The sequence below is a fragment of the Listeria monocytogenes ATCC 19117 genome (assembly GCF_000307025.1).
Taxonomy (GTDB): domain Bacteria; phylum Bacillota; class Bacilli; order Lactobacillales; family Listeriaceae; genus Listeria; species Listeria monocytogenes_B.
On sequence record NC_018584.1, the window covers coordinates 1,960,304 to 1,978,533 of the forward strand.

The following is an 18,230-nucleotide window of genomic DNA, read 5'->3' on the forward strand; positions in this document are numbered from 1 at the left end:
GAAGATGTTTAAACTATCTCGCTTTTTTTATGATCTTTTCGCAATTAATTTACGCTGTTCTAACATTAATTCATTTAATTGCCGAAAACCTAAATACGTATTACCTCGCTTTAATACATATTCTAACCGCTCGTCTAAATTGAGTGGTTTTGTCTCCAACGTTTTAATTTGGTCCATCAAATTATCTAGCTGTACTGGCCGGTGATTACTCCAAAATAAAATAGATAAAAAAATACCGAGCGCATCTCTAACCGTTACAGGAGATGGTTTTTTATGCACTTTCAAATCAGCTTCCATACTTTCAGCCAAATTAGTCATATGTTTCGCCAATTTGCGACAAGCTCGCTCTGTTTCATTTTTCCAAGGAATAACTCCACCACCTTTGGTAAAAAACTGTTGTTCTTGCCAAAAAGGTAGACCACTAACATAAATGGATTCTGGATCATATTCTTCTAAAATAACATCCGGTGCTGGGAAATCAGGATGTGTTAATTCTACTGCATATTTAAATTCAGCCATCGAATCCCCTCACTTTCGCTTGTTTTTTTCCTTCTCTGCATAAATAGAGTAAGGGACAGGTCGGGCATTCTGGGTTTCTTGCTTTACAATGATATCTTCCAAAGAAAATCATATAATGATGTGCATCAGACCAGAGTTCTTTTGGTAGCTTTCTTTTTAACGTTTCTTCCACTTCTACAACAGAATCTTTCCATCTACAAATCCCTAAGCGTTTACTAATTCGTTCGACATGTGTATCTACTGCGATTGCTGGAATACCAAAGCCAACTGATAAAACAACATTGGCCGTTTTTCTACCTACACCTGGAAGGCTCTCAAGTTCCGCATGCGTCTTTGGTACTTCCCCATTAAATTCGATTAGAATTTTCTCGGATAATCCTTGAATATTTTTTGCTTTATTACGATATAAGCCAATAGAGCGAATATCTTCCATCAATTCTTCCAGTGGAACAGCCAAATAATCTTCTGGTGAGTGATATTTTTCAAACAGCGAGGCAGTCACGCGATTTACTAACACATCTGTACATTGAGCGGATAAGACAACAGCCACCAGTAATTCAAACGTATTTTTATGAACTAGCTCACAGTGTGCTGCTGGAAACATTTTTGCCATTTCTTCTATGCATAATACGGTTTGTTTATTCGATAACAATTTGTGTACCTCACCCTTTTCTTTTTTCAAGCCAGTCGTATAGAGGAATCGAACCTGCGCTTTTTTTCACTTCCGTTTGGTTAATTGCTTGGCTTGTGCGCCCATTTTGATGAAATTCTTCCGCTACACGCTTGGCATCTTCTATTGTCTTAACCCCTTGTTTCGACCAGTTAAGCAGAATCCTATCAATATATCGGAAATTTAATTTTTGCGAAATAACAGCTTCTTTTAATGCTTCTTTGATTAAATCCGGGCTCGTTCTATCTTGCTCTACCCACGCGGATAACATTTCTGCTTCCATTGGAGAAAGCGGTCTTCCAAACTCTGCTTCGAATAGAGTATATAAACTGGTTTGTTTTTCTAACTCTTTTTCATGTTTACTATCTGCTTCCTTGTTTTCATATAAAGCGACTAGTTTACCCCAGAGTGGTGCCAAATTATATTGTTCAGAAATCATTCGTGAATTATCTTGGCTTTGTTCGATAGCAATCACACCTTTTTTCAAGAGTGAGTCCATCGTTTTAATTGTTTCTTCCAGTGGAAGCGTTGTTCTATTGGTTAACATTTCCATCGACGGGAAAAATTCTGCCTCTGCTGCAAAGGATTGAATTTGAAGTAATAGCACTAGTTCTACTTCGTTTAAGCCAATGGTTGCATAGTTTTTCACTAGCACTTGCGGTAATGTCACTTGCCCTTCAGCCATCCATTTTTCAAGAATTTTTGGATTCATATTTAACACCTCACTACAAAATTATAACATGGTTTTCGAGGGAAAAATATAAAAGTACTGCTAAAATCATGAAATCCCGCGGAAAAGATTATTTTCAATTTAAAGTCCACAAAAAAAGTGAAGCCAGTTTGTTGGCTTCACTTTTTAACTTACGGATATAAACGGTTTAGTAAACGTGGGAACGGAATGGTTTCACGTACATGTTCTGTGCCCGAAATCCAAGCAACTGTACGTTCTAAGCCAAGACCAAAACCGGAATGTGGAACAGAGCCATAACGAGCTAAGTCAAGGTACCAGCTGTAGGCTTCTTGATCCAAATCGAAGTCTTCCATTCTAGCTTGAAGCGTTTCTAAATCGTGAATACGTTCCGATCCACCAATGATTTCTCCGTATCCTTCTGGAGCAATCATATCAGCGCACAACACAACTTGATCGTTTTCTGGATCTTCCGGCATATAAAATGGTTTAATTGCTTTTGGATAATGTGTAATGAAAACTGGTTTTTCGAAGCTGTCTGCAATCGCTGTTTCATGTGGTGCCCCGAAGTCATCTCCCCAAACAATATCATCAAAGCCTAATTCGTGTAAACGTTCGATTGCTTCTGTATAAGTAATACGCGGGAACGGTGCAACCATTTTTTCTAAATGACTAACATCACGACCAAGGCGATCTAGTTCTAAGCGGCAGTTATCAAGAACTGCTTTTACTAGGAATGCCACGTAGTTTTCTTGTACTTGTAAGCTATCTTCTAATTTGTAAAATGCCATTTCCGGTTCAATCATCCAGAATTCAATTAAGTGACGGCGAGTTTTTGATTTCTCAGCACGGAAAGTTGGACCGAATGAGAATACTTTACCGAAAGCCATTGCTGCTGCTTCCATGTATAATTGACCACTTTGAGATAGAAACGCATCTTCATCAAAATATTTCGTATGGAAAAGTTCGGTTGTTCCTTCTGGAGCACTTCCGGTCAAGATTGGTGGATCGATTTTTAGGAATCCTTCTTTATTGAAAAACTCATAGCTAGCGCGTATAATTTCGTTACGAATTTTCATAATCGCATGTTGACGGTTAGAACGTAGCCATAAATGACGGTGGTCCATTAAAAATTCCGTGCCATGCTCTTTTGGTGTAATTGGATAATCATGTGATTCGCTAATTACTTCTACACCAGATACAGCCATTTCATAACCAAATGGTGAACGAGTATCTTCGTTAATTGTACCTGTGACATATAAACTTGTTTCTTGGGTTAATGCTTTAGCAGTTGCGAAAATATCATCGCCAACTTCTGCTTTTACGACAACGCCTTGCATAAATCCTGTTCCATCACGTAATTGTAAGAAAGCAATTTTACCACTTGAACGCTTATTCGCAAGCCATGCTCCAATAGTTACTTCTTTTCCGACAAATTCGGATGCTTGATTGATTGTAATTTTCACTTGTCTACACTCCCTATTTCATAAAACTTTTGATTCGATTTATAGCTTCTTGGAATAAGTCTGGATTTGTTGCATAAGAAAGGCGTATATAATCAGGCATTCCGAATCCTGAGCCTGGAATGACTGCGACTTTCGCTTCTTCTAAAAGAGCTGCTACAAAAGCATCTACATCCTGAAAACCTTTTTTATGTGCCGCTTCTTTTACTTCAATAAAGAAATAAAAAGCGCCATCTGGTTTTTTCGGTTTAAAACCTGGAATGCTACTTAGTTCTGGATAAAAACGTTCCATTCGTTCTTCAAAAGCTTTGTACATTTTTTCTGGAACTTCTTGACTACCAACATACGCTTCAAGTGCAGCATACTGGGCATTAGCAGTTGGATTACTTGTTAAATGATCCGCTAACTTACTCATTCCAGCAATGATTTCTTTATTTGCAGCTGCGTAACCAATTCGCCAGCCCGTCATTGAATATGCTTTAGATACACCATTAATAACAATAGTTAAATCATACAAACGGTCACTCAAACTCGCGATAGAGACTAAATCAGCTTTGTTACCATAGTATAATTTTTCGTATATTTCATCAGATAAAATGTAAATCTGATGTTTTTCAGCAACTTCACCAATAGCAATAAGCTCCTCTTTCGTATAGCACATACCAGAAGGGTTATTGGGTGAATTTAAAACGATTGCTTTTGTTTTTTTCGTGATAGCTTTTTCAAAATTTGCTGCTGAAATTTTGAAATCCGCGTCAAAACCAGTTTCTACAAAAACAGGAATACCACCTGCTAATTTGACTTGTTCGGGATAAGTTACCCAATATGGAACTGGAATAATGACTTCATCGCCTGGATCTAAAATCGTTTGAAACGCAGAGTAGAGTACATGTTTAGCACCAGTACCTACGAAAATCTGGTTCGTTTCGTAGTTTAAGAACTGATCTTTTTGGAGCTTATCAACAATCGCTTGTTTTAGCTCGATGATTCCACTAGAAGGAGTATATTTGGTGAATCCTTTGTTCATGGACTCAATTGCTGCATCGATAATATTCTGCGGGGTATTGAAATCTGGTTCCCCAGCACCTAAGCCGATAACATCAATTCCTTCTTGTTTCATTTGTTTTGCTTTAGCCGTAATCGCAAGTGTTGGCGACGGGGCCACTCCTTTGACACGTTTTGATAACGGTAAGTCCATTTTATTCCCTCCTCCAATTTAGTTACAAGTTTTCAATCTCTCTGTACCATTCACCTGTTTCAAAGTTAATGTCAAAGTAGTTTAGCTTGTCATTCTTATCTAAGTAGGCAACTTCCCAAATAGGCGTTTCTTTTTCCATTCCTAAATTCACATGTAAAATTTTCTTTGGATTCTTTTCTTTTGTGACTTTATCGCGTGCTTGTTGTTCTGTAATCCCATCAGATGCGAATTTAACATATACTTTGTCGGATTTTTTCTTTGGAACCCAAACAATGATATTCTTATTCTTACTGTTCTTACCAGTTAATACGTAATACACTTCTTTTGGCCCATTATAAAGATAAAATTGATCTGTTGTTTTTAAATCAACTTGGCCACTTATTCGGTCTAAGGCTTCTGTTTCTGCATTGGTTACTGGTTTTTCTGCATATCTAAAGTACAGAAAAGCTGCTACGACAAGCACAATAATTATGCCGAGAATAATCGCTATCCATTTGCCAATCTTACGCTTAGGTTTTCTATTTCGCAAAATAATCTCGCTCATTTCTATTTCTAAATTACCGGAATTCCTCCGGCGATATGCATTTTCATTTTCGCATAGATACATTATAGCAATAGCGGCCTAAGATTTGAAGTCATATCAGGAAAAATTTAACCTTCCTTAAAGAATTCACTCACTTCTTCTAATAAATCCGCCTGTTTGCCTTTCAAGATTGGCGCGCTTGGGATTGACTCTAAAAATGCTTTTCCAAATTTTGTCGTATCTACTCGATTATCAAAAACAAATACGATTCCGCGGTCGGATTCTCTTCTAATTAACCGACCAAAACCTTGCTTAAATCGCAGTACAGCTTCAGGTAGAGAATAGGTTTGGAAAGCATTCTCCCCGCGTTCTTTGCGAAGGGATATTTGTGCTTTTGTATAAGGGTCATCCATCGGAGCGAATGGTAATCTCACAATAACTAGACATGACAAGTCTTCTCCTGGAATATCAATCCCTTCCCAAAAGCTTGTCGTACCAAGCAAAATAGACTTATCAAACATTTGGAATTGTTTTGTCAGTCGTGCGGCGCTTCCCGCTGAAACTCCTTGCGCTAGAAGGACATACTCTTCTAATGATTTTTCATTTTTCATATGATAATACGTTTTTTGTAACATATCAGAAGCGGTGAAAAGAACGAGCATCCGTCCATTCGTTTTCACTGCTATGTGGCGAATATATTTCGCAAGTTCCAAGGTATATCGCTCAATTGGTGTGTCTTTAATTGGGGGCATATCATCTGGAATCATCACTCGCGCATTTTCTTTATAATCAAACGGTGAAGGAATGCGTTTTTCCATAATTTGTTCTTCTTCCAGACCGAGACTTTTCCGTAAATAATCAAACTTCCCTTTTACGGTTAAAGTTGCCGAAGTCATGATGACACTTTCTTTTTTAGCAAAAAAATGTTTTCCAAGTGTCGGCTCCACTTCCATCAAGACAGCTTTTAGACGAATGCTAGAAATAGAATGATTTTTGTCAGCTTGTAAATAAATGGTCAAAATAGGCGACTTCTTATGCAACATTTGCTCCAGTTGTTTTACCATATTCTTCCAATCAAGTAAAAAAGCATACATTTCTTCCAAAAAGGCGCTCTCTGCCTCACCTAGTTCATTTTCTTCTTGTTTCCCCTGTTCTAACAATGTTTCCATATTTTTTTCGGACTCTTTTAGCAAATGTAATACTTTTTCAGCAGCGTAATAAACCTTGTCATTCCAAGCATCTTTTTCGCTGTTTTCTACTAAGACAACTTCTTGTAAATTTTTACGCGCGAAGTTTAACTGCATTTTCAGAAGACCGAAAAACTCTTCCACCGCATCACTTAACTTCATTGCCGCAATATCTAAATCATATAAACTGTCTGCTTCTGGGAAAGCCATTGCAAGCCTTGTGAGAAGGGAATATTTTTCTAAAGAGCCTAGCTGATTCAAAAAATATTTTATTTTTCGGTAAGACAGAACAAAACTTCCTTGCATACGAGCACTATCCGCAAAATGATGGGCTTCATCAATTACTGCAAAAGCATACTTAGGCAATGTTTCTCTTCCCGAAAAATGGTCATTTAAAAGTAGTGCGTGATTAACAATGACTAAATCTGCATTTTTGGCTTGTTTGATGTTGAATTTATAGAAATCGTGTGCGAGCCAAGGATCATGTTTTTCAGATAAAAACCAGCCTGTGTGCTTCATCCGATTCCAGAATAACTCCCCGCCGCTAGATAGGTTCACTTCATCAATATCACCAGTCGTTGTTTCCGTCAGCCATACGAGCAATTTAAGCTTCGTCACAACTACATCATATTGCGTATCGACTTCTTGAAGTAACTGCTCAAATTTAAACAAATTCAAATAATGATCGCGCCCTTTTAGTAAGCTAGCTTTCACTTTGAATCCTGTTAATTTCGTTAAGAGTGGCACATCTTTTTCAAACAATTGAGCTTGAAGCAAGTTGGTGTATGTACTAATAACTACCGGTAATTCAGCTTGTTTCGCTTGGTAAATAGCTGGTAAAAAGTAACCTAACGATTTCCCAATCCCTGTTCCCGCTTCAATCAAGGCATGTTTTCCTGATTTCATCGCTTGGAAAACCAAATTCATCATTTCAAATTGACCACTTCTTGCATAAAGTGGCGCTCCAGCTTTTTTGAATAGTGCCATTTTAGCTTCGTCTGTTTCAGGAAATTCAAGTAAATCTGCTCTACTATAGGTGGGCTTTTCGACTTCTTTTTTGCGAATAACTAGTCCACGATGTTCTACGAATGCTGGATCAAGTGGCTTGTTTTCTCGCTCTTTTCGCATTTCAATTTCAAATAAGAGCTCTGGTAAATAGCTTTTTAGACTGCCAGAAATCGTTGTCATTTGACGAATGACAGGTAGTGGTAAATTTTCTAGCTTTTCTAAGAGAAGGAGTAGTAAATCTGCTGTCACTTCCGCATCACTATCCGCACGGTGCGGTTTATCGTGCCCAAGATTAAATTCATCGGACAAGTCTTGTAGTTTATAACTATCGATGCCCGGATACATAATTCTAGCTAATTCCACAGTATCGAGTTTTTTCATTTTGCCAAGAGAAATTCCTGCACGCGTCATTTCTCGTTCTAAAAATGTCCAGTCAAATGACACATTATGTGCCACAAAAATAGTATCTTCTAGTAAATTCGCGATAATCGGTGCGACATCTTCAAACAGTGGAGCATTTTTAACGTCTTTTGGGGAGATTCCCGTTAATTCTTGAATAAACGCAGGAATCGGTTTTTCTGGATTTAAAAATGTCGTGTATGTTTCCAGACGTTTTCCTGATTCAACAAAGCAAGCAGCGAACTGGATAATCCGGTCCTCTCGTGAAGCTTGATTTCCTGTTGTTTCTAAATCGACGACTATATAGCGTTTCTGTTTCATCTGCTCCACCTCTTTCCTTCACTGCTTTTATTCAAAAATAACGATGCAAACAAACGAGTAGCTTGAGCAGAAATCCACTCAAGCTCCCCGAACTGATTATAAAGTCGTATGCGCTTTTTCTTCTGGAAGAATCATTTCAATATGATTTTTTTCATCTAAAACAACTATTTTGGGTTCATGTGTTTTCGCTTCTTCGGCAGTAAACATTCCGTAACTCATAATAATTACTACGTCGCCAACTTGGACGTGTCTAGCTGCAGCTCCGTTTAGACAAATCACACCACTTCCTGGCTCACCTGGGATAATATAGGTTTCAATTCTAGCACCGTTATTGTTATTTACAATTTGAACTTTTTCGTTTGGAAGCATATCCACTGCTTCTAAAATAGCAGAATCAATCGTAATACTTCCAACATAATTTAGATTGGCTTCTGTTACAGTCGCTCGGTGAATTTTGCCATTCATCATTGTTCTAAACATTTTTTACCGCCTCTTCACATTTATTAATTCATTATCAATTAAACGAGCTTTCGAATATTTTACTGCCGCTGCAATGATTATTCCTTTGGTCCAGTCTGTTACTGGTGTAAATTCAGGATAGGAATAGAGCGCTAAGTAAGCAATGTTCTCATGGGATGGTTGCTCATTTATTTTATCTGTCATGACTTGGACTATTTTAGCCTCATTTGTTTCCCCAGATTCAATAAGTTCTCGCCCTAGTTGTAAAGCTTCATGAATCACCGGTGCTTCTTTTCGTTCTTTTTCTGTTAAATAGACATTTCGTGAACTTTTGGCAAGTCCATCTGCTTCTCTAACAGTCGCAATGATTCGTAAATTTATAGGGAAAAAGTAGTCTTCTACTAGACCTGAAACAACGGCCACTTGTTGAGCATCTTTTTGACCGAAATAGGCGTTATCTGGGTTCACTAAATGAAATAGCTTCGTTAAAACCGTTACTACTCCGTCAAAATGACCTTCACGATCAGCACCATCAAGTACAGAAACTCGTTTGATGACATGTAGTTTGGTTGCTAGTTCGGTTGGATAGATTTCTTCGACTGTAGGTACAAATAAAATATCCACGCCGCCTTCTTCTGCGAGCTTTGCATCGTGCGCTTCATCTCGAGGATAAGCATCAAAGTCTTCGTTCGGACCGAACTGGGTTGGATTAACAAAAACACTCATAACGACAAAATCTGTTTCTTTTCTCGCATGGCTGACAAGTGTCATATGTCCTTCATGTAAAAAGCCCATCGTCGGAACGTAACCAATTGTTTTATTCGCTTTTTTTTGCTCTAAAATAGCTTCTTTAAGGTCTTGTTTATTTCGAATAATTAACATTTGCTATTCCCTTCCATAAAGGCCTTTTAAGTCTTCTTCAGCCATGGTAAAGCTATGTTTCACTTCTGGAAACGTCGCTGCTTTTACTTCTTTTACGTAGCTTGCTAGTGCTGGTTCGATTCTTTCATCAATGTCCGCATACGCTTTTACAAATTTGGCGCGACGACTGATTCCATAACCGATAATATCGTGATAAACGAGTACTTGTCCATCTGTTTCTACGCCTGCTCCAATACCAATTGTAGGGATAGAAAGTGCTTTACTTACTTTTTCAGCGAGTTGACGTGGAATTGCTTCAAGTACGAGTGCAATCGCTCCAGCAGCTTCTACAGCTAACGCATTATCCATTAGCTCTTGTGCTTCTTGGGCAGATTTAGCACGTACTTTATAGCTTCCAGTTAAGCCAACACTTTGCGGGGTTAAGCCAAGATGCGCGACAACTGGAGCACCTGCTTCTGTTAGGCGAGCAATTTTGTTAACGACTTCTCCTGCTCCTTCTAATTTTACAGCATGAGCGCCACTTTCTTGGATAATCTTCCGTGTATTTTGGATAGTTTCATCCACTGAACCATGATACGTCATAAACGGCATGTCTGTAACAACAAATGTATCTGGTGCCCCGCGCTTCACGGCTTTTGTATGATGAATCATATCATCCATCGTAACTGGTACAGTTGAATCGTAGCCTAATACTACCATTCCAAGTGAATCGCCGACTAAAATCATATCAGCTTCTGCTTGTTCTACATTCTTAGCAGAAGGATAGTCATACGCGGTTATCATCGTGATTTTCTCACCGTTTTCCTTCATAGCAAAAAAGTCTACTGGTCTTTTCATTTTCTTAGCTCCTTTTCGTCCCTGTTAAATTACTTTAATCAAGGCAAAAAACATATTTTTTTAGTAGCATTAGTATGATCCGGTAAAGGTATCATCCATTCATTGCTACCATATGTATAATAACATAAATAGATGCTTACTTAAAGTATGTAAATTGAAGAGAGGCCTACTCTGAAACCTCTCCACTTACTTTATTCATCCAATTCGTTAATTTCGCCGGTTCATCCGTTGCTGCATAGGTAGACGCTACTTTTCCATCTTTTAAATAAACCATCGTTGGGACAGAATCGATGTCCATTTTTTCTAAAAGAGCAATCATATCATCGCGACTCTTTTCGGAGGCTTTATCTGTGTTATAATAAGCCATTTTTTGGTCTGGTTGTCTTTTTTTAAGTTCTTTCTTTAAAATAGGTTGAAATGCTTGGCAATCTTCACAGGTCGGACGCCCAACGTAAACAAAGCCAGTTGTTTTATCGGCCATTTTTTGCTTGAAATCTTTGGTGGAAATGGTTGTTAGAAAAGAGGCGCTTTCTTTTTCTGTTTGATTTGCTTTCTCTTCCGTTTCTTTTTTATTATCGCCGCATGCTCCAAGTGTAAGGATTACGGTAATTGATGTTAATAGTAATAGTATTTTTTTCATCTAAACAGCTCCTTCGCATTTATTGTACTTGATTTTTCCCAAAAAAGAAAAACCCGAAAAAGTGATTTTCACACTATGTTTTCGAGTTAAAAGATATGTTTTTGGGTATTTTATTAGGGTTAAAACGTTCTTTTCTATAGTGTTTCGTTATTTTTCATTATCTAGCAAAATATCTGCGGAATAGATTGAATGTACTTCACCGAGTGCGTCTTGGAGTAAGAGTACACCTTCATCAGAAATCCCTTTTACTTGTCCATGAATTTTGCCTTTTGTTGTGCTAGCAGTTAATTTTTCGCCAAATGGAATGGCTTTTGTTTCCCAAAGTAATTTTATCGGTGCGAATCCTTTATCTAGAAAAAGCTCATAATATTTTTCTAAAGAAGTGAGAATTTCTTGTAGTAAAGCTTTTCTTGAGACGCTTTCGCCTAATTCCAGTTTCAGAGAACTTGCTTTGTCTTTAATTTCTTCTGGGAATTCCTGTTGATTTACATTGATTCCCATACCGATAATTACTGCGTGAATCGTTTCTGCCTCCGCTTGCATTTCCGTTAAAACACCACAGATTTTTCGTTTACCAATGTAAATATCATTCGGCCATTTGATTTTCGGTTCGAGCTTTGTGCTATTTTCAATCGCTTCTGTGATTGCGAGTGAGGCGATAAACGTGAACTGGGGTACTTTTTGAATAGGGATTTGTGGTTTTAAAATTACACTCATCCAAATACCTTCCCCTTTTTTGGAACTCCAAGGGCGAAGCAAGCGACCTTTTCCAGCTGTTTGCTCATCGGCTACGATAACGGTTCCTTCAGGGCTAGATTCGATTTGCTGATGGGCGATGATTTGTGTAGAGCTAACCGATTCATGGATTTCCAAATGCTGACCGATAAATTTGGTTTCTAAACCGAGTAGTAGTGCATCTTTCGTGTACTGTTCTGCTGTTGCTGACAAACGGTAACCACGGTTTCTGACTGCTTCGATTTCAAATCCTTCTTTACGGAGAGCTTCCATTTGCTTCCAAACGGCTGTGCGCGAGCATCCTAGACTATCCGCAATTTCTTGCCCTGATAAATAAGTACCATCACTTTCTGTAAATAAAGCAAGTAATTTTTCTCGATTATTCTTCATGATAGCCTAGCCACCTTTTAATCTGAATTTTTTCATTGTTTATTTCATTGGAAAGGACACCACATTCCACTTTATCAAGCGTCTCTTTTACCCATGGACCTGCGCTTTCTCCAGACCATTTTAATAAATCAGCTCCAGTAATAGCTAAGTCTTTTTTGGAGTGAATTGGTAACGCCTCGTATGCTTGACTTACTTTATGTTGGTTGTTTTCTTGCCCTCGAATAACATTTAGTTCATTTACTAATGAGAAAACTGCCTTGCCAGCATGATAAAGTTCTTCTGTTAGCCATGTCTCTTTCATGTTTAGCGCGTATTGATACGCTTTATTCACTAGTTGAATTGTTTTATTGGGTAATTTCCAAGCTTTAAGAAATGCGTTAACATTGTTAGGTTTGACAGCAACGACGAGTCCAAGCCAAATCGATTCTTCGGTTGTTCGTTTTTCCCAGTCCCAACTAGCAAACTCGCTTAGTGCTGATTTCTCGTCTTTTAAGCCTGGTAAATAAGTTTCCATTTTGACTTTTAAAAGTAGTTCTATCGCACGTTTTGCTGCTTTGCCTTTCATCATTTTTAGCCATTCAACCGTAATTCGTTCAACGGAAGTATGCTGTAACAACTCTATTTGGCTTTCTAAAGCTTTTTCGGTTTCTTTATCAAGCTCAAAGTCAAGTTGACTCAGAAAGCGGACTGCTCGCATCATTCTAAGCGCATCTTCATGAAAACGTTCGGAGGCTTTACCAACTGCTTTGATTTCTTTATTTTGAATCGCTAGTTGCCCAGAAAACGGGTCTTGTAGCGCAAAATGTTCATCCATCGCAATGGCGTTCATCGTAAAATCGCGACGTTTTAAATCCTCTTCTAGGGAGCGAATAAAGGTTACCTCGCTTGGGCGCCTGAAATCTTCATACGTCCCTTCCGTTCGAAAAGTGGTCACTTCATAAAATTCATTATTTTCTCTAACTGTAACAGTCCCATGTGCAATCCCAGTGTCATAACTTGTCTGAAAAATCTCTTTTACTTCTTCTGGGAAAGCACTAGTTGCAATATCCACATCGGAAATCGTTCTATTTAGCAAGTAATCTCTGACAGATCCGCCAACAAAATACGCTTCAAAACCCGCTGTAGTTAATTTTTGCAATACAGGAAGCGCTTTTAGGAAAACGTCATTCATCTGTCATCGCTCCTTTATTCATCATTCCGTCTTAAGTCTCGCCAATCTAGGAAACCAGCTCCTAAACCACGAATTAAAATTTCTGCTGTGCCAATATTTGTCGCTAAAGGAATTTCGTATACATCGCATAATCGAATAAGCGCCGTCACATCTGGTTCGTGAGGCTGCGCAGTGAGTGGATCCCGCAAGAAAATAACTAAGTCCATTTTATTTTCTGAAATCCGCGCACCAATTTGTTGATCGCCACCAAGCGGGCCTGATTTAAAACGATGTACCGTTAAGCCAGTTGCTTCGATAATGCGTAAACCTGTCGTCCCGGTTGCATATAATTGATGCGGTTCGAGCAAATGTTTATATGCAGTTGCAAATCCAACCATCAAATCTTTCTTTTCATCGTGCGCGATTAATGCGATATGCATCTCATTCACCTATCCTTAGTCTAAAATATTTTCTAAGCCATAAATAAGTGTTTCAAGTTCTTTTGTTTTACGAACAGAAAGTGCCACTCCAGACATAAAGGAAATTCGATCATAAGAGTCATGGCGAATTGTTAATCCTTGTCCCTCTGCTCCAAAAATCACTTCTTGATGTGCTACAAGTCCTGGTAAACGCACACTATGAATTCGCATACCTTCATATTCTGCGCCTCTAGCTCCTTCAATAAGTTCTACTTCATCTGCAGCACCTTGTTTAACGAATTCACGCGTTTCCGCCATCATTTCCGCAGTTTTAACAGCCGTACCACTTGGCGCGTCTAATTTATTGTCATGGTGCAACTCAATAATTTCGACGTTCGGGAAATACTTAGCTGCTTTTTGTGCAAATTGCATCATTAAAACAGCGCCTACAGCAAAGTTTGGCGCAATTAACGCACCGATTTTTTTCGATTCTGCAATCGATTTTAGTTCACTAATTTGTTCTGGTGTAAAACCTGTTGTACCAACGACCGCACGTACGCCGTGTTCTAAAATCGTTTTCGTGTTACTATACCCTACTTTAGGGGTCGTAAAATCAACGACACAATCCGGTTTTATTTCTTCTAACATCTCGCTTAAATTACCAAAAACAGGTACATCTAACGAGCTAAATTCCACTATTTCATTTATATTTTTTTCTTTTGGTTCATGGTCAAGTACGGCTACTAACTCTAAATCTGCTTCTCTTAAAACAGTTTTGACAACCTCGTGTCCCATTCTTCCTTTAAATCCAGATACTGCTACTCTCATTTTGCTTTTTCCTCCTTTTTTGTCCAACGATCTTTATCGCGTTCTTTAAATTTTGCCATGACCGTATCGTGTGCTTTTTCCATATCAATATCAAGTGAGTTGGCCATGCAAGTAAGAACAAAAAGGCAATCACCCAGTTCCTCTGCTACAGTTTTAGTAGGTTCACTTGTTTTCTTCGGTTTTTCGCCATAATAATGGTTAATTTCTCTGGCTAGTTCTCCGGTTTCTTCTGTAATTCGGGCCATCATCGCTAGCGGGGAAAAGTAACCTTCCTCGAATCCACCAATGAAATCATCCACTTCTTTTTGTATTTCTGCCATTGTTTTCGCCATCGGTTTTCCCCCTTTATGTGGTAAACTAAAATAGATTTTAAGACTAATTGTTAACTTCATTTCATTATACCTAAACAAATACGTCCAAGTCCATGATTTTTTACTTACATATTAAATAGGTTTCAGGGAGGAAAAAAGTTATGCTAAAAACATTACGCACGAAAAATATTTGCTTTATTATGCTTGGTACGGCGATTTACGCATTTGGCTTAGTTAATTTTAATATCGCCAATAACCTCGGTGAAGGCGGTTTAGCTGGAGTAACCTTATTCCTTCTTCACTTCTTCCAAATTGATCCAGCGTACTCTAACTTAATTTTAAATATACCTTTGTTTATATTAGGTTGGCGAGTTCTAGGCAATCGTTCCCTCATTTATACGGGTATCGGAACGGTGAGTTTGTCCTTATTTTTATGGATTTTCCAGCGAATACCTTATACGCTAGATTTACATAGCGATTTACTTTTAGTCGCCCTTTTTGCTGGTGGCTTTAGTGGTATTGGGCTTGGCCTCGTGTTTCGCTATGGTGGGACGACTGGTGGTAGTGATATTATCGCCAAACTGCTAAATCATACGAAAGGCATTAGCATGGGGCGCACGCTATTTGCTATTGATGCAATTGTTCTCGTTGCCTCACTCTCCTATTTAGATGTCCGTCAAGTTATGTACACGCTCGTCGCCGTATTCATCGGCTCTCGCGTAATTGATTTTGTTCAAGAAGGAGCTTATGCGGCTCGCGGTGCGCTCATTATTTCTAAAGATAATGACGCGATTGCTTCCCATGTGATGCTCGCGATGAATCGCGGGGTGACAGTGTTGGAAGGTCGCGGTGGCTTCTCTAAAAAAGACCAAGACGTCCTTTATATCGTCGTTGCGAAAAATGAAATAATTCAATTAAAAAATATTGTTCAAGCAATTGACCCACATGCCTTTGTTTCCGTCAGTGTCGTTCATGATGTGATGGGAGAAGGTTTCACACTCGATGAAAACAAGAATCCTATCTACTAATGTATTTACTTGGCTCATAGTTTTCTAAAGCCAAATCGACGGTGTTTCCAAGTGCTAAATCCGCTAAAAGTTTGCCAACATAAGGCCCGGTAGTTAAACCAGAAGCACCAAGACCATTCGCTAAAAAGACTGACTCAAATCCAGGAAGTTGACCAATAAGTGGCGCAAAATCAGGCGTGTATGGTCTAGTTCCGACCGCCACATGGGCCACTTTACTCGCTAAATCCCCTTCCATAAACTGGCTGACTTCTGTTAGTATTTCTGCCTTACCTTCTGCTGTTGGTTTCGTATCGAAGCCAGCAGTTTTTTCATGCGTTGCACCGACGATAATTTTCCCATTATCAAAAGGAACAATTGATTTCGCGCTCGGTGGTAAAATTACTGGCCATTCATCCGTTTGAAATTCGCTAAAATCAAGTTCCAGCAATTGCCCTTTTTGCGCTAAAATTTCTGTATGAAAACTCGCCTCGTCTAGCAATTCTTTTAACCATGCGCCTGCTGCAATGATTAATTTGTCGTAATGTTCATCTTCCCCGTCAACACGAACTTTTCCGTCAGTAGAAAAATGCGCTCGCCCCGATTTGATTTTTACCCCATTTTCTTTTGCGGCATAAAGTAGCCTTTCACAAAATAAACTACCGTTCACTCGTGCTGCTCCGCTTACATAGACCGAGCCAAATCCCGGTTTAACTAACGGAAATTTTTGCTTTGTTTCCTCTTCTGACAACTTTACAATTTCACCCATAACTTCCGCATCGAGGCGTCGTTCATTCGCAAGATTAAACAGTTCTGTTACTTTTTCTTCTGTCTTTCGAAGTGCGAGCACACCAACTTGTTTATAGCCCGAATTCCGCCCAGTATCTCCTTCGAGCGTCCCCGCCAATTCCTTATAAAAGGCGGCACTATTTTTTGCAAGCTCATACCAATATTTGTTTCGCCTTTTAGAAAGCCACGGGCAAATTATTCCGGCTGCAGCACGCGTTGCTTGTCCCGGTTCATCTGAATCAATTAGCGTTACTTGCACGTTTTCTTTTGACAATAAATAGGCGGCACTAGCTCCAACAATTCCCCCGCCGATAATCACTATTTTTTGCATCGTTACACCCCTCTATATCAATTGTGACACAAGTTGACTTTTTTATAACTCTTTGTAATAATATGTGAAAATAGTTAAGTTTACAAACTACTAAAAATCCTCTACATCATTCTATCCATTGTACTGAAATCCAGCTTTAATTACAAAAAGGCAGATTTTAGCTTATCTCGTCGTCATTACCACATATCCTCTTAGAGAACGCTTTCGCCCATTGGTTGGTTCTTTGTACTGCGTCTCAGCTAAAAATTCATTTATTTTTCCTTCTGCCTATATTAACAGTTCAGCTGATTAGTTATGCTGAGATATGGGAGATTTTTTTATGCCAAATATTCTTGATTCATTATGGAACAGCATGGCGCTTTTTTTATCAGCGCTTTTTTTTCACGGAATGGCACTGCGATCTATTAGAGAAAAAAAGCCTGCTTGGTTCCAAATTAAATTTTCTAATGAAATTATTAATTATGCACTGGGCATTTACTACGGCCTTCTAGGTGTTTATTTTATTATCCGCGGATTACCCGGCACAGATTCTGGGATTTATACAGATATGCTACTTAATATTTTAATCGTCCTGCATTTATTTTCTTCGGCAGGTCCTGCTACTATCGCGCTATTACTAATTGTCGCAGGAAAACTTTTTCTCGGTGATGCGCTGTTTGCCAATTTGATTTACGCGTTTTTAATTATCGGTTTTCACTTTGTATGCATGGAAGTCGCTAAACTTCGACTTAGTTCCGTTCAAAAAGTCGTTTTAGTCAAACTTAGTGCGATTCCCCTTATGCTATTTTATTTACATCAAAAAATACATTTATTGTATACCATAAATGACTTACCTGTTTGGATACTCTATTTTTTGGTTTCTTTTTTTATTACGTTTATTATTGTTTCAGCGGCTTATTATATCGATACATCGAATAAGCTAATTTATGATTTGCAGCAATCCACCATCCTTGATCCGCTAACAGGTTTGACGAATTTCCGTCATTTTGAAAAGGCGTTCGAAGCAGCATTTAACCATGCTACGTTAAAAAAATCGAATCTAAGTGTGATTATTATTGATATTGATTATTTTAAACGGGTAAATGATACATATGGCCATTTAGTCGGAAATGGGGTTTTATCTACTTTTAGTCAAATGCTATTAAAAATCAGCTTCCCGCCAAACACAGTGATATCAAGGATTGGCGGCGAGGAATTCGCCATTATTTTGCCAAATATTAATGTCAGTGAAACGGAGCATTTGGCGGAGAAAATCCGACGTAAAGTCGAAAAAATTGATGTTCCGATTGTTGCTTCTGGCTCCGTTATTACTATTTCTGCTGGTATCGCAAATTATGACGGCAGAAATTATCCAAATCCGAACGAGCTACTAAATGCAGCCGATCAAGCGCTATATAATGCGAAACGAAATGGACGAAACCAAGTGCATATTCGCGAAACAGAACCAGTTGTTTAAGAGAGTAAAAAGGAGATGAGTCC

19 protein-coding genes are annotated in these 18,230 nt (G+C 38.6%); 2 read left to right on the forward strand and 17 right to left on the reverse strand.

The window, feature by feature from the left end:
- Positions 1-27: 27 nt before the first annotated feature.
- The 16 genes from LMOATCC19117_RS09690 to LMOATCC19117_RS09765 all read right to left on the reverse strand — a co-directional run bounded on the left by LMOATCC19117_RS09690 (position 28) and on the right by LMOATCC19117_RS09765 (position 14,648).
- The gene (locus LMOATCC19117_RS09690) at positions 28-519 is read right to left on the reverse strand and encodes a YpoC family protein (protein WP_003723003.1); all 492 of its coding nucleotides are present in this window, start codon (positions 517-519) and stop codon (positions 28-30) included.
- Complete coding sequence (gene nth, locus LMOATCC19117_RS09695) at positions 512-1,171, reverse strand: endonuclease III (protein ID WP_003728018.1); 660 nt, start codon at positions 1,169-1,171, stop codon at positions 512-514. The genes LMOATCC19117_RS09690 and nth overlap by 8 nt, the downstream gene beginning before the upstream one ends.
- A gap of 10 nt (positions 1,172-1,181) precedes the next feature.
- Positions 1,182-1,901 carry a DnaD domain-containing protein gene (locus LMOATCC19117_RS09700; protein ID WP_003726758.1) on the reverse strand — a complete coding sequence of 240 codons (720 nt, stop codon included), beginning with the start codon at positions 1,899-1,901 and terminating at the stop codon, positions 1,182-1,184.
- A 149-nt stretch (positions 1,902-2,050) separates the two neighbouring features.
- Entirely contained in the window at positions 2,051-3,343 is a 1,293-nt protein-coding gene (gene asnS, locus LMOATCC19117_RS09705; RefSeq protein WP_003726759.1) for an asparagine--tRNA ligase, read from the reverse strand.
- Between the two features lie 13 nt (positions 3,344-3,356).
- A complete protein-coding gene (locus LMOATCC19117_RS09710) occupies positions 3,357-4,538 on the reverse strand; it encodes a pyridoxal phosphate-dependent aminotransferase (protein WP_003728016.1) in 1,182 nt (393 codons plus the stop codon).
- Between the two features lie 22 nt (positions 4,539-4,560).
- Positions 4,561-5,145, reverse strand: coding sequence for a DUF5590 domain-containing protein (locus LMOATCC19117_RS09715; protein WP_003734425.1), 585 nt, complete (start codon positions 5,143-5,145; stop codon positions 4,561-4,563).
- Between the two features lie 44 nt (positions 5,146-5,189).
- Positions 5,190-7,976: an ATP-dependent DNA helicase DinG gene (gene dinG, locus LMOATCC19117_RS09720; protein WP_003734424.1), complete on the reverse strand. Its 2,787-nt coding sequence runs from the start codon at positions 7,974-7,976 to the stop codon at positions 5,190-5,192.
- Between the two features lie 96 nt (positions 7,977-8,072).
- Entirely contained in the window at positions 8,073-8,456 is a 384-nt protein-coding gene (gene panD, locus LMOATCC19117_RS09725) for an aspartate 1-decarboxylase (protein ID WP_003728013.1), read from the reverse strand.
- Between the two features lie 3 nt (positions 8,457-8,459).
- Positions 8,460-9,317: a pantoate--beta-alanine ligase gene (gene panC, locus LMOATCC19117_RS09730; RefSeq protein ID WP_003726617.1), complete on the reverse strand. Its 858-nt coding sequence runs from the start codon at positions 9,315-9,317 to the stop codon at positions 8,460-8,462.
- A gap of 3 nt (positions 9,318-9,320) precedes the next feature.
- Positions 9,321-10,154 carry a 3-methyl-2-oxobutanoate hydroxymethyltransferase gene (panB, locus tag LMOATCC19117_RS09735; RefSeq protein WP_003734423.1) on the reverse strand — a complete coding sequence of 278 codons (834 nt, stop codon included), beginning with the start codon at positions 10,152-10,154 and terminating at the stop codon, positions 9,321-9,323.
- 166 nt (positions 10,155-10,320) lie between these two features.
- Positions 10,321-10,794 carry a thioredoxin family protein gene (locus LMOATCC19117_RS09740; protein ID WP_003730823.1) on the reverse strand — a complete coding sequence of 158 codons (474 nt, stop codon included), beginning with the start codon at positions 10,792-10,794 and terminating at the stop codon, positions 10,321-10,323.
- A gap of 147 nt (positions 10,795-10,941) precedes the next feature.
- Positions 10,942-11,919 carry a biotin--[acetyl-CoA-carboxylase] ligase gene (locus tag LMOATCC19117_RS09745; protein WP_003726620.1) on the reverse strand — a complete coding sequence of 326 codons (978 nt, stop codon included), beginning with the start codon at positions 11,917-11,919 and terminating at the stop codon, positions 10,942-10,944.
- On the reverse strand, positions 11,909-13,090 hold the full coding sequence (locus LMOATCC19117_RS09750; RefSeq protein ID WP_003726621.1) for a CCA tRNA nucleotidyltransferase: 1,182 nt from the start codon (positions 13,088-13,090) through the stop codon (positions 11,909-11,911). The genes LMOATCC19117_RS09745 and LMOATCC19117_RS09750 overlap by 11 nt, the downstream gene beginning before the upstream one ends.
- Before the next feature lie 14 nt (positions 13,091-13,104).
- Entirely contained in the window at positions 13,105-13,509 is a 405-nt protein-coding gene (mgsA, locus tag LMOATCC19117_RS09755) for a methylglyoxal synthase (RefSeq protein WP_003723016.1), read from the reverse strand.
- Positions 13,510-13,524: 15 nt separating this feature from the next.
- Positions 13,525-14,316 (reverse strand): 4-hydroxy-tetrahydrodipicolinate reductase, encoded by a 792-nt coding sequence (gene dapB / locus LMOATCC19117_RS09760; protein WP_003734422.1) that lies wholly within the window; start codon positions 14,314-14,316, stop codon positions 13,525-13,527.
- On the reverse strand, positions 14,313-14,648 hold the full coding sequence (locus LMOATCC19117_RS09765; protein WP_003726315.1) for a nucleotide pyrophosphohydrolase: 336 nt from the start codon (positions 14,646-14,648) through the stop codon (positions 14,313-14,315). The genes dapB and LMOATCC19117_RS09765 overlap by 4 nt, the downstream gene beginning before the upstream one ends.
- Positions 14,649-14,788: 140 nt before the next feature.
- Here LMOATCC19117_RS09765 and LMOATCC19117_RS09770 point away from each other — a divergent pair, with 140 nt between their 5' ends.
- Positions 14,789-15,655: a YitT family protein gene (locus tag LMOATCC19117_RS09770; RefSeq protein ID WP_003723019.1), complete on the forward strand. Its 867-nt coding sequence runs from the start codon at positions 14,789-14,791 to the stop codon at positions 15,653-15,655.
- On the opposite strand, the gene LMOATCC19117_RS09775 is transcribed toward LMOATCC19117_RS09770, so the two are convergent.
- The gene (locus LMOATCC19117_RS09775) at positions 15,645-16,751 is read right to left on the reverse strand and encodes an NAD(P)/FAD-dependent oxidoreductase (protein ID WP_003728009.1); all 1,107 of its coding nucleotides are present in this window, start codon (positions 16,749-16,751) and stop codon (positions 15,645-15,647) included. The genes LMOATCC19117_RS09770 and LMOATCC19117_RS09775 overlap by 11 nt on opposite strands.
- A gap of 319 nt (positions 16,752-17,070) precedes the next feature.
- Here LMOATCC19117_RS09775 and LMOATCC19117_RS09780 point away from each other — a divergent pair, with 319 nt between their 5' ends.
- Complete coding sequence (locus LMOATCC19117_RS09780; protein ID WP_003728008.1) at positions 17,071-18,207, forward strand: GGDEF domain-containing protein; 1,137 nt, start codon at positions 17,071-17,073, stop codon at positions 18,205-18,207.
- Positions 18,208-18,230 lie beyond the last annotated feature (23 nt).

Bases quoted from the DNA above. Each gene is read 5' to 3' on its own strand.
- LMOATCC19117_RS09740 (WP_003730823.1), bottom strand. From the start codon at position 10,794: ATGAAAAAAATACTATTACTATTAACATCAATTACCGTAATCCTTACA.
- dapB (WP_003734422.1), bottom strand. From the start codon at position 14,316: ATGAGAGTAGCAGTATCTGGATTTAAAGGAAGAATGGGACACGAGGTT.
- LMOATCC19117_RS09710 (WP_003728016.1), bottom strand. From the start codon at position 4,538: ATGGACTTACCGTTATCAAAACGTGTCAAAGGAGTGGCCCCGTCGCCA.
- panB (WP_003734423.1), bottom strand. From the start codon at position 10,154: ATGAAAAGACCAGTAGACTTTTTTGCTATGAAGGAAAACGGTGAGAAA.
- panD (WP_003728013.1), bottom strand. From the start codon at position 8,456: ATGTTTAGAACAATGATGAATGGCAAAATTCACCGAGCGACTGTAACA.
- LMOATCC19117_RS09715 (WP_003734425.1), bottom strand. From the start codon at position 5,145: ATGTATCTATGCGAAAATGAAAATGCATATCGCCGGAGGAATTCCGGT.
- LMOATCC19117_RS09750 (WP_003726621.1), bottom strand. From the start codon at position 13,090: ATGAATGACGTTTTCCTAAAAGCGCTTCCTGTATTGCAAAAATTAACT.
- LMOATCC19117_RS09690 (WP_003723003.1), bottom strand. From the start codon at position 519: ATGGCTGAATTTAAATATGCAGTAGAATTAACACATCCTGATTTCCCA.
- LMOATCC19117_RS09775 (WP_003728009.1), bottom strand. From the start codon at position 16,751: ATGCAAAAAATAGTGATTATCGGCGGGGGAATTGTTGGAGCTAGTGCC.
- LMOATCC19117_RS09770 (WP_003723019.1), top strand. From the start codon at position 14,789: ATGCTAAAAACATTACGCACGAAAAATATTTGCTTTATTATGCTTGGT.
- panC (WP_003726617.1), bottom strand. From the start codon at position 9,317: ATGTTAATTATTCGAAATAAACAAGACCTTAAAGAAGCTATTTTAGAG.
- LMOATCC19117_RS09700 (WP_003726758.1), bottom strand. From the start codon at position 1,901: ATGAATCCAAAAATTCTTGAAAAATGGATGGCTGAAGGGCAAGTGACA.
- mgsA (WP_003723016.1), bottom strand. From the start codon at position 13,509: ATGCATATCGCATTAATCGCGCACGATGAAAAGAAAGATTTGATGGTT.
- LMOATCC19117_RS09780 (WP_003728008.1), top strand. From the start codon at position 17,071: ATGCCAAATATTCTTGATTCATTATGGAACAGCATGGCGCTTTTTTTA.
- dinG (WP_003734424.1), bottom strand. From the start codon at position 7,976: ATGAAACAGAAACGCTATATAGTCGTCGATTTAGAAACAACAGGAAAT.
- LMOATCC19117_RS09765 (WP_003726315.1), bottom strand. From the start codon at position 14,648: ATGGCGAAAACAATGGCAGAAATACAAAAAGAAGTGGATGATTTCATT.
- LMOATCC19117_RS09745 (WP_003726620.1), bottom strand. From the start codon at position 11,919: ATGAAGAATAATCGAGAAAAATTACTTGCTTTATTTACAGAAAGTGAT.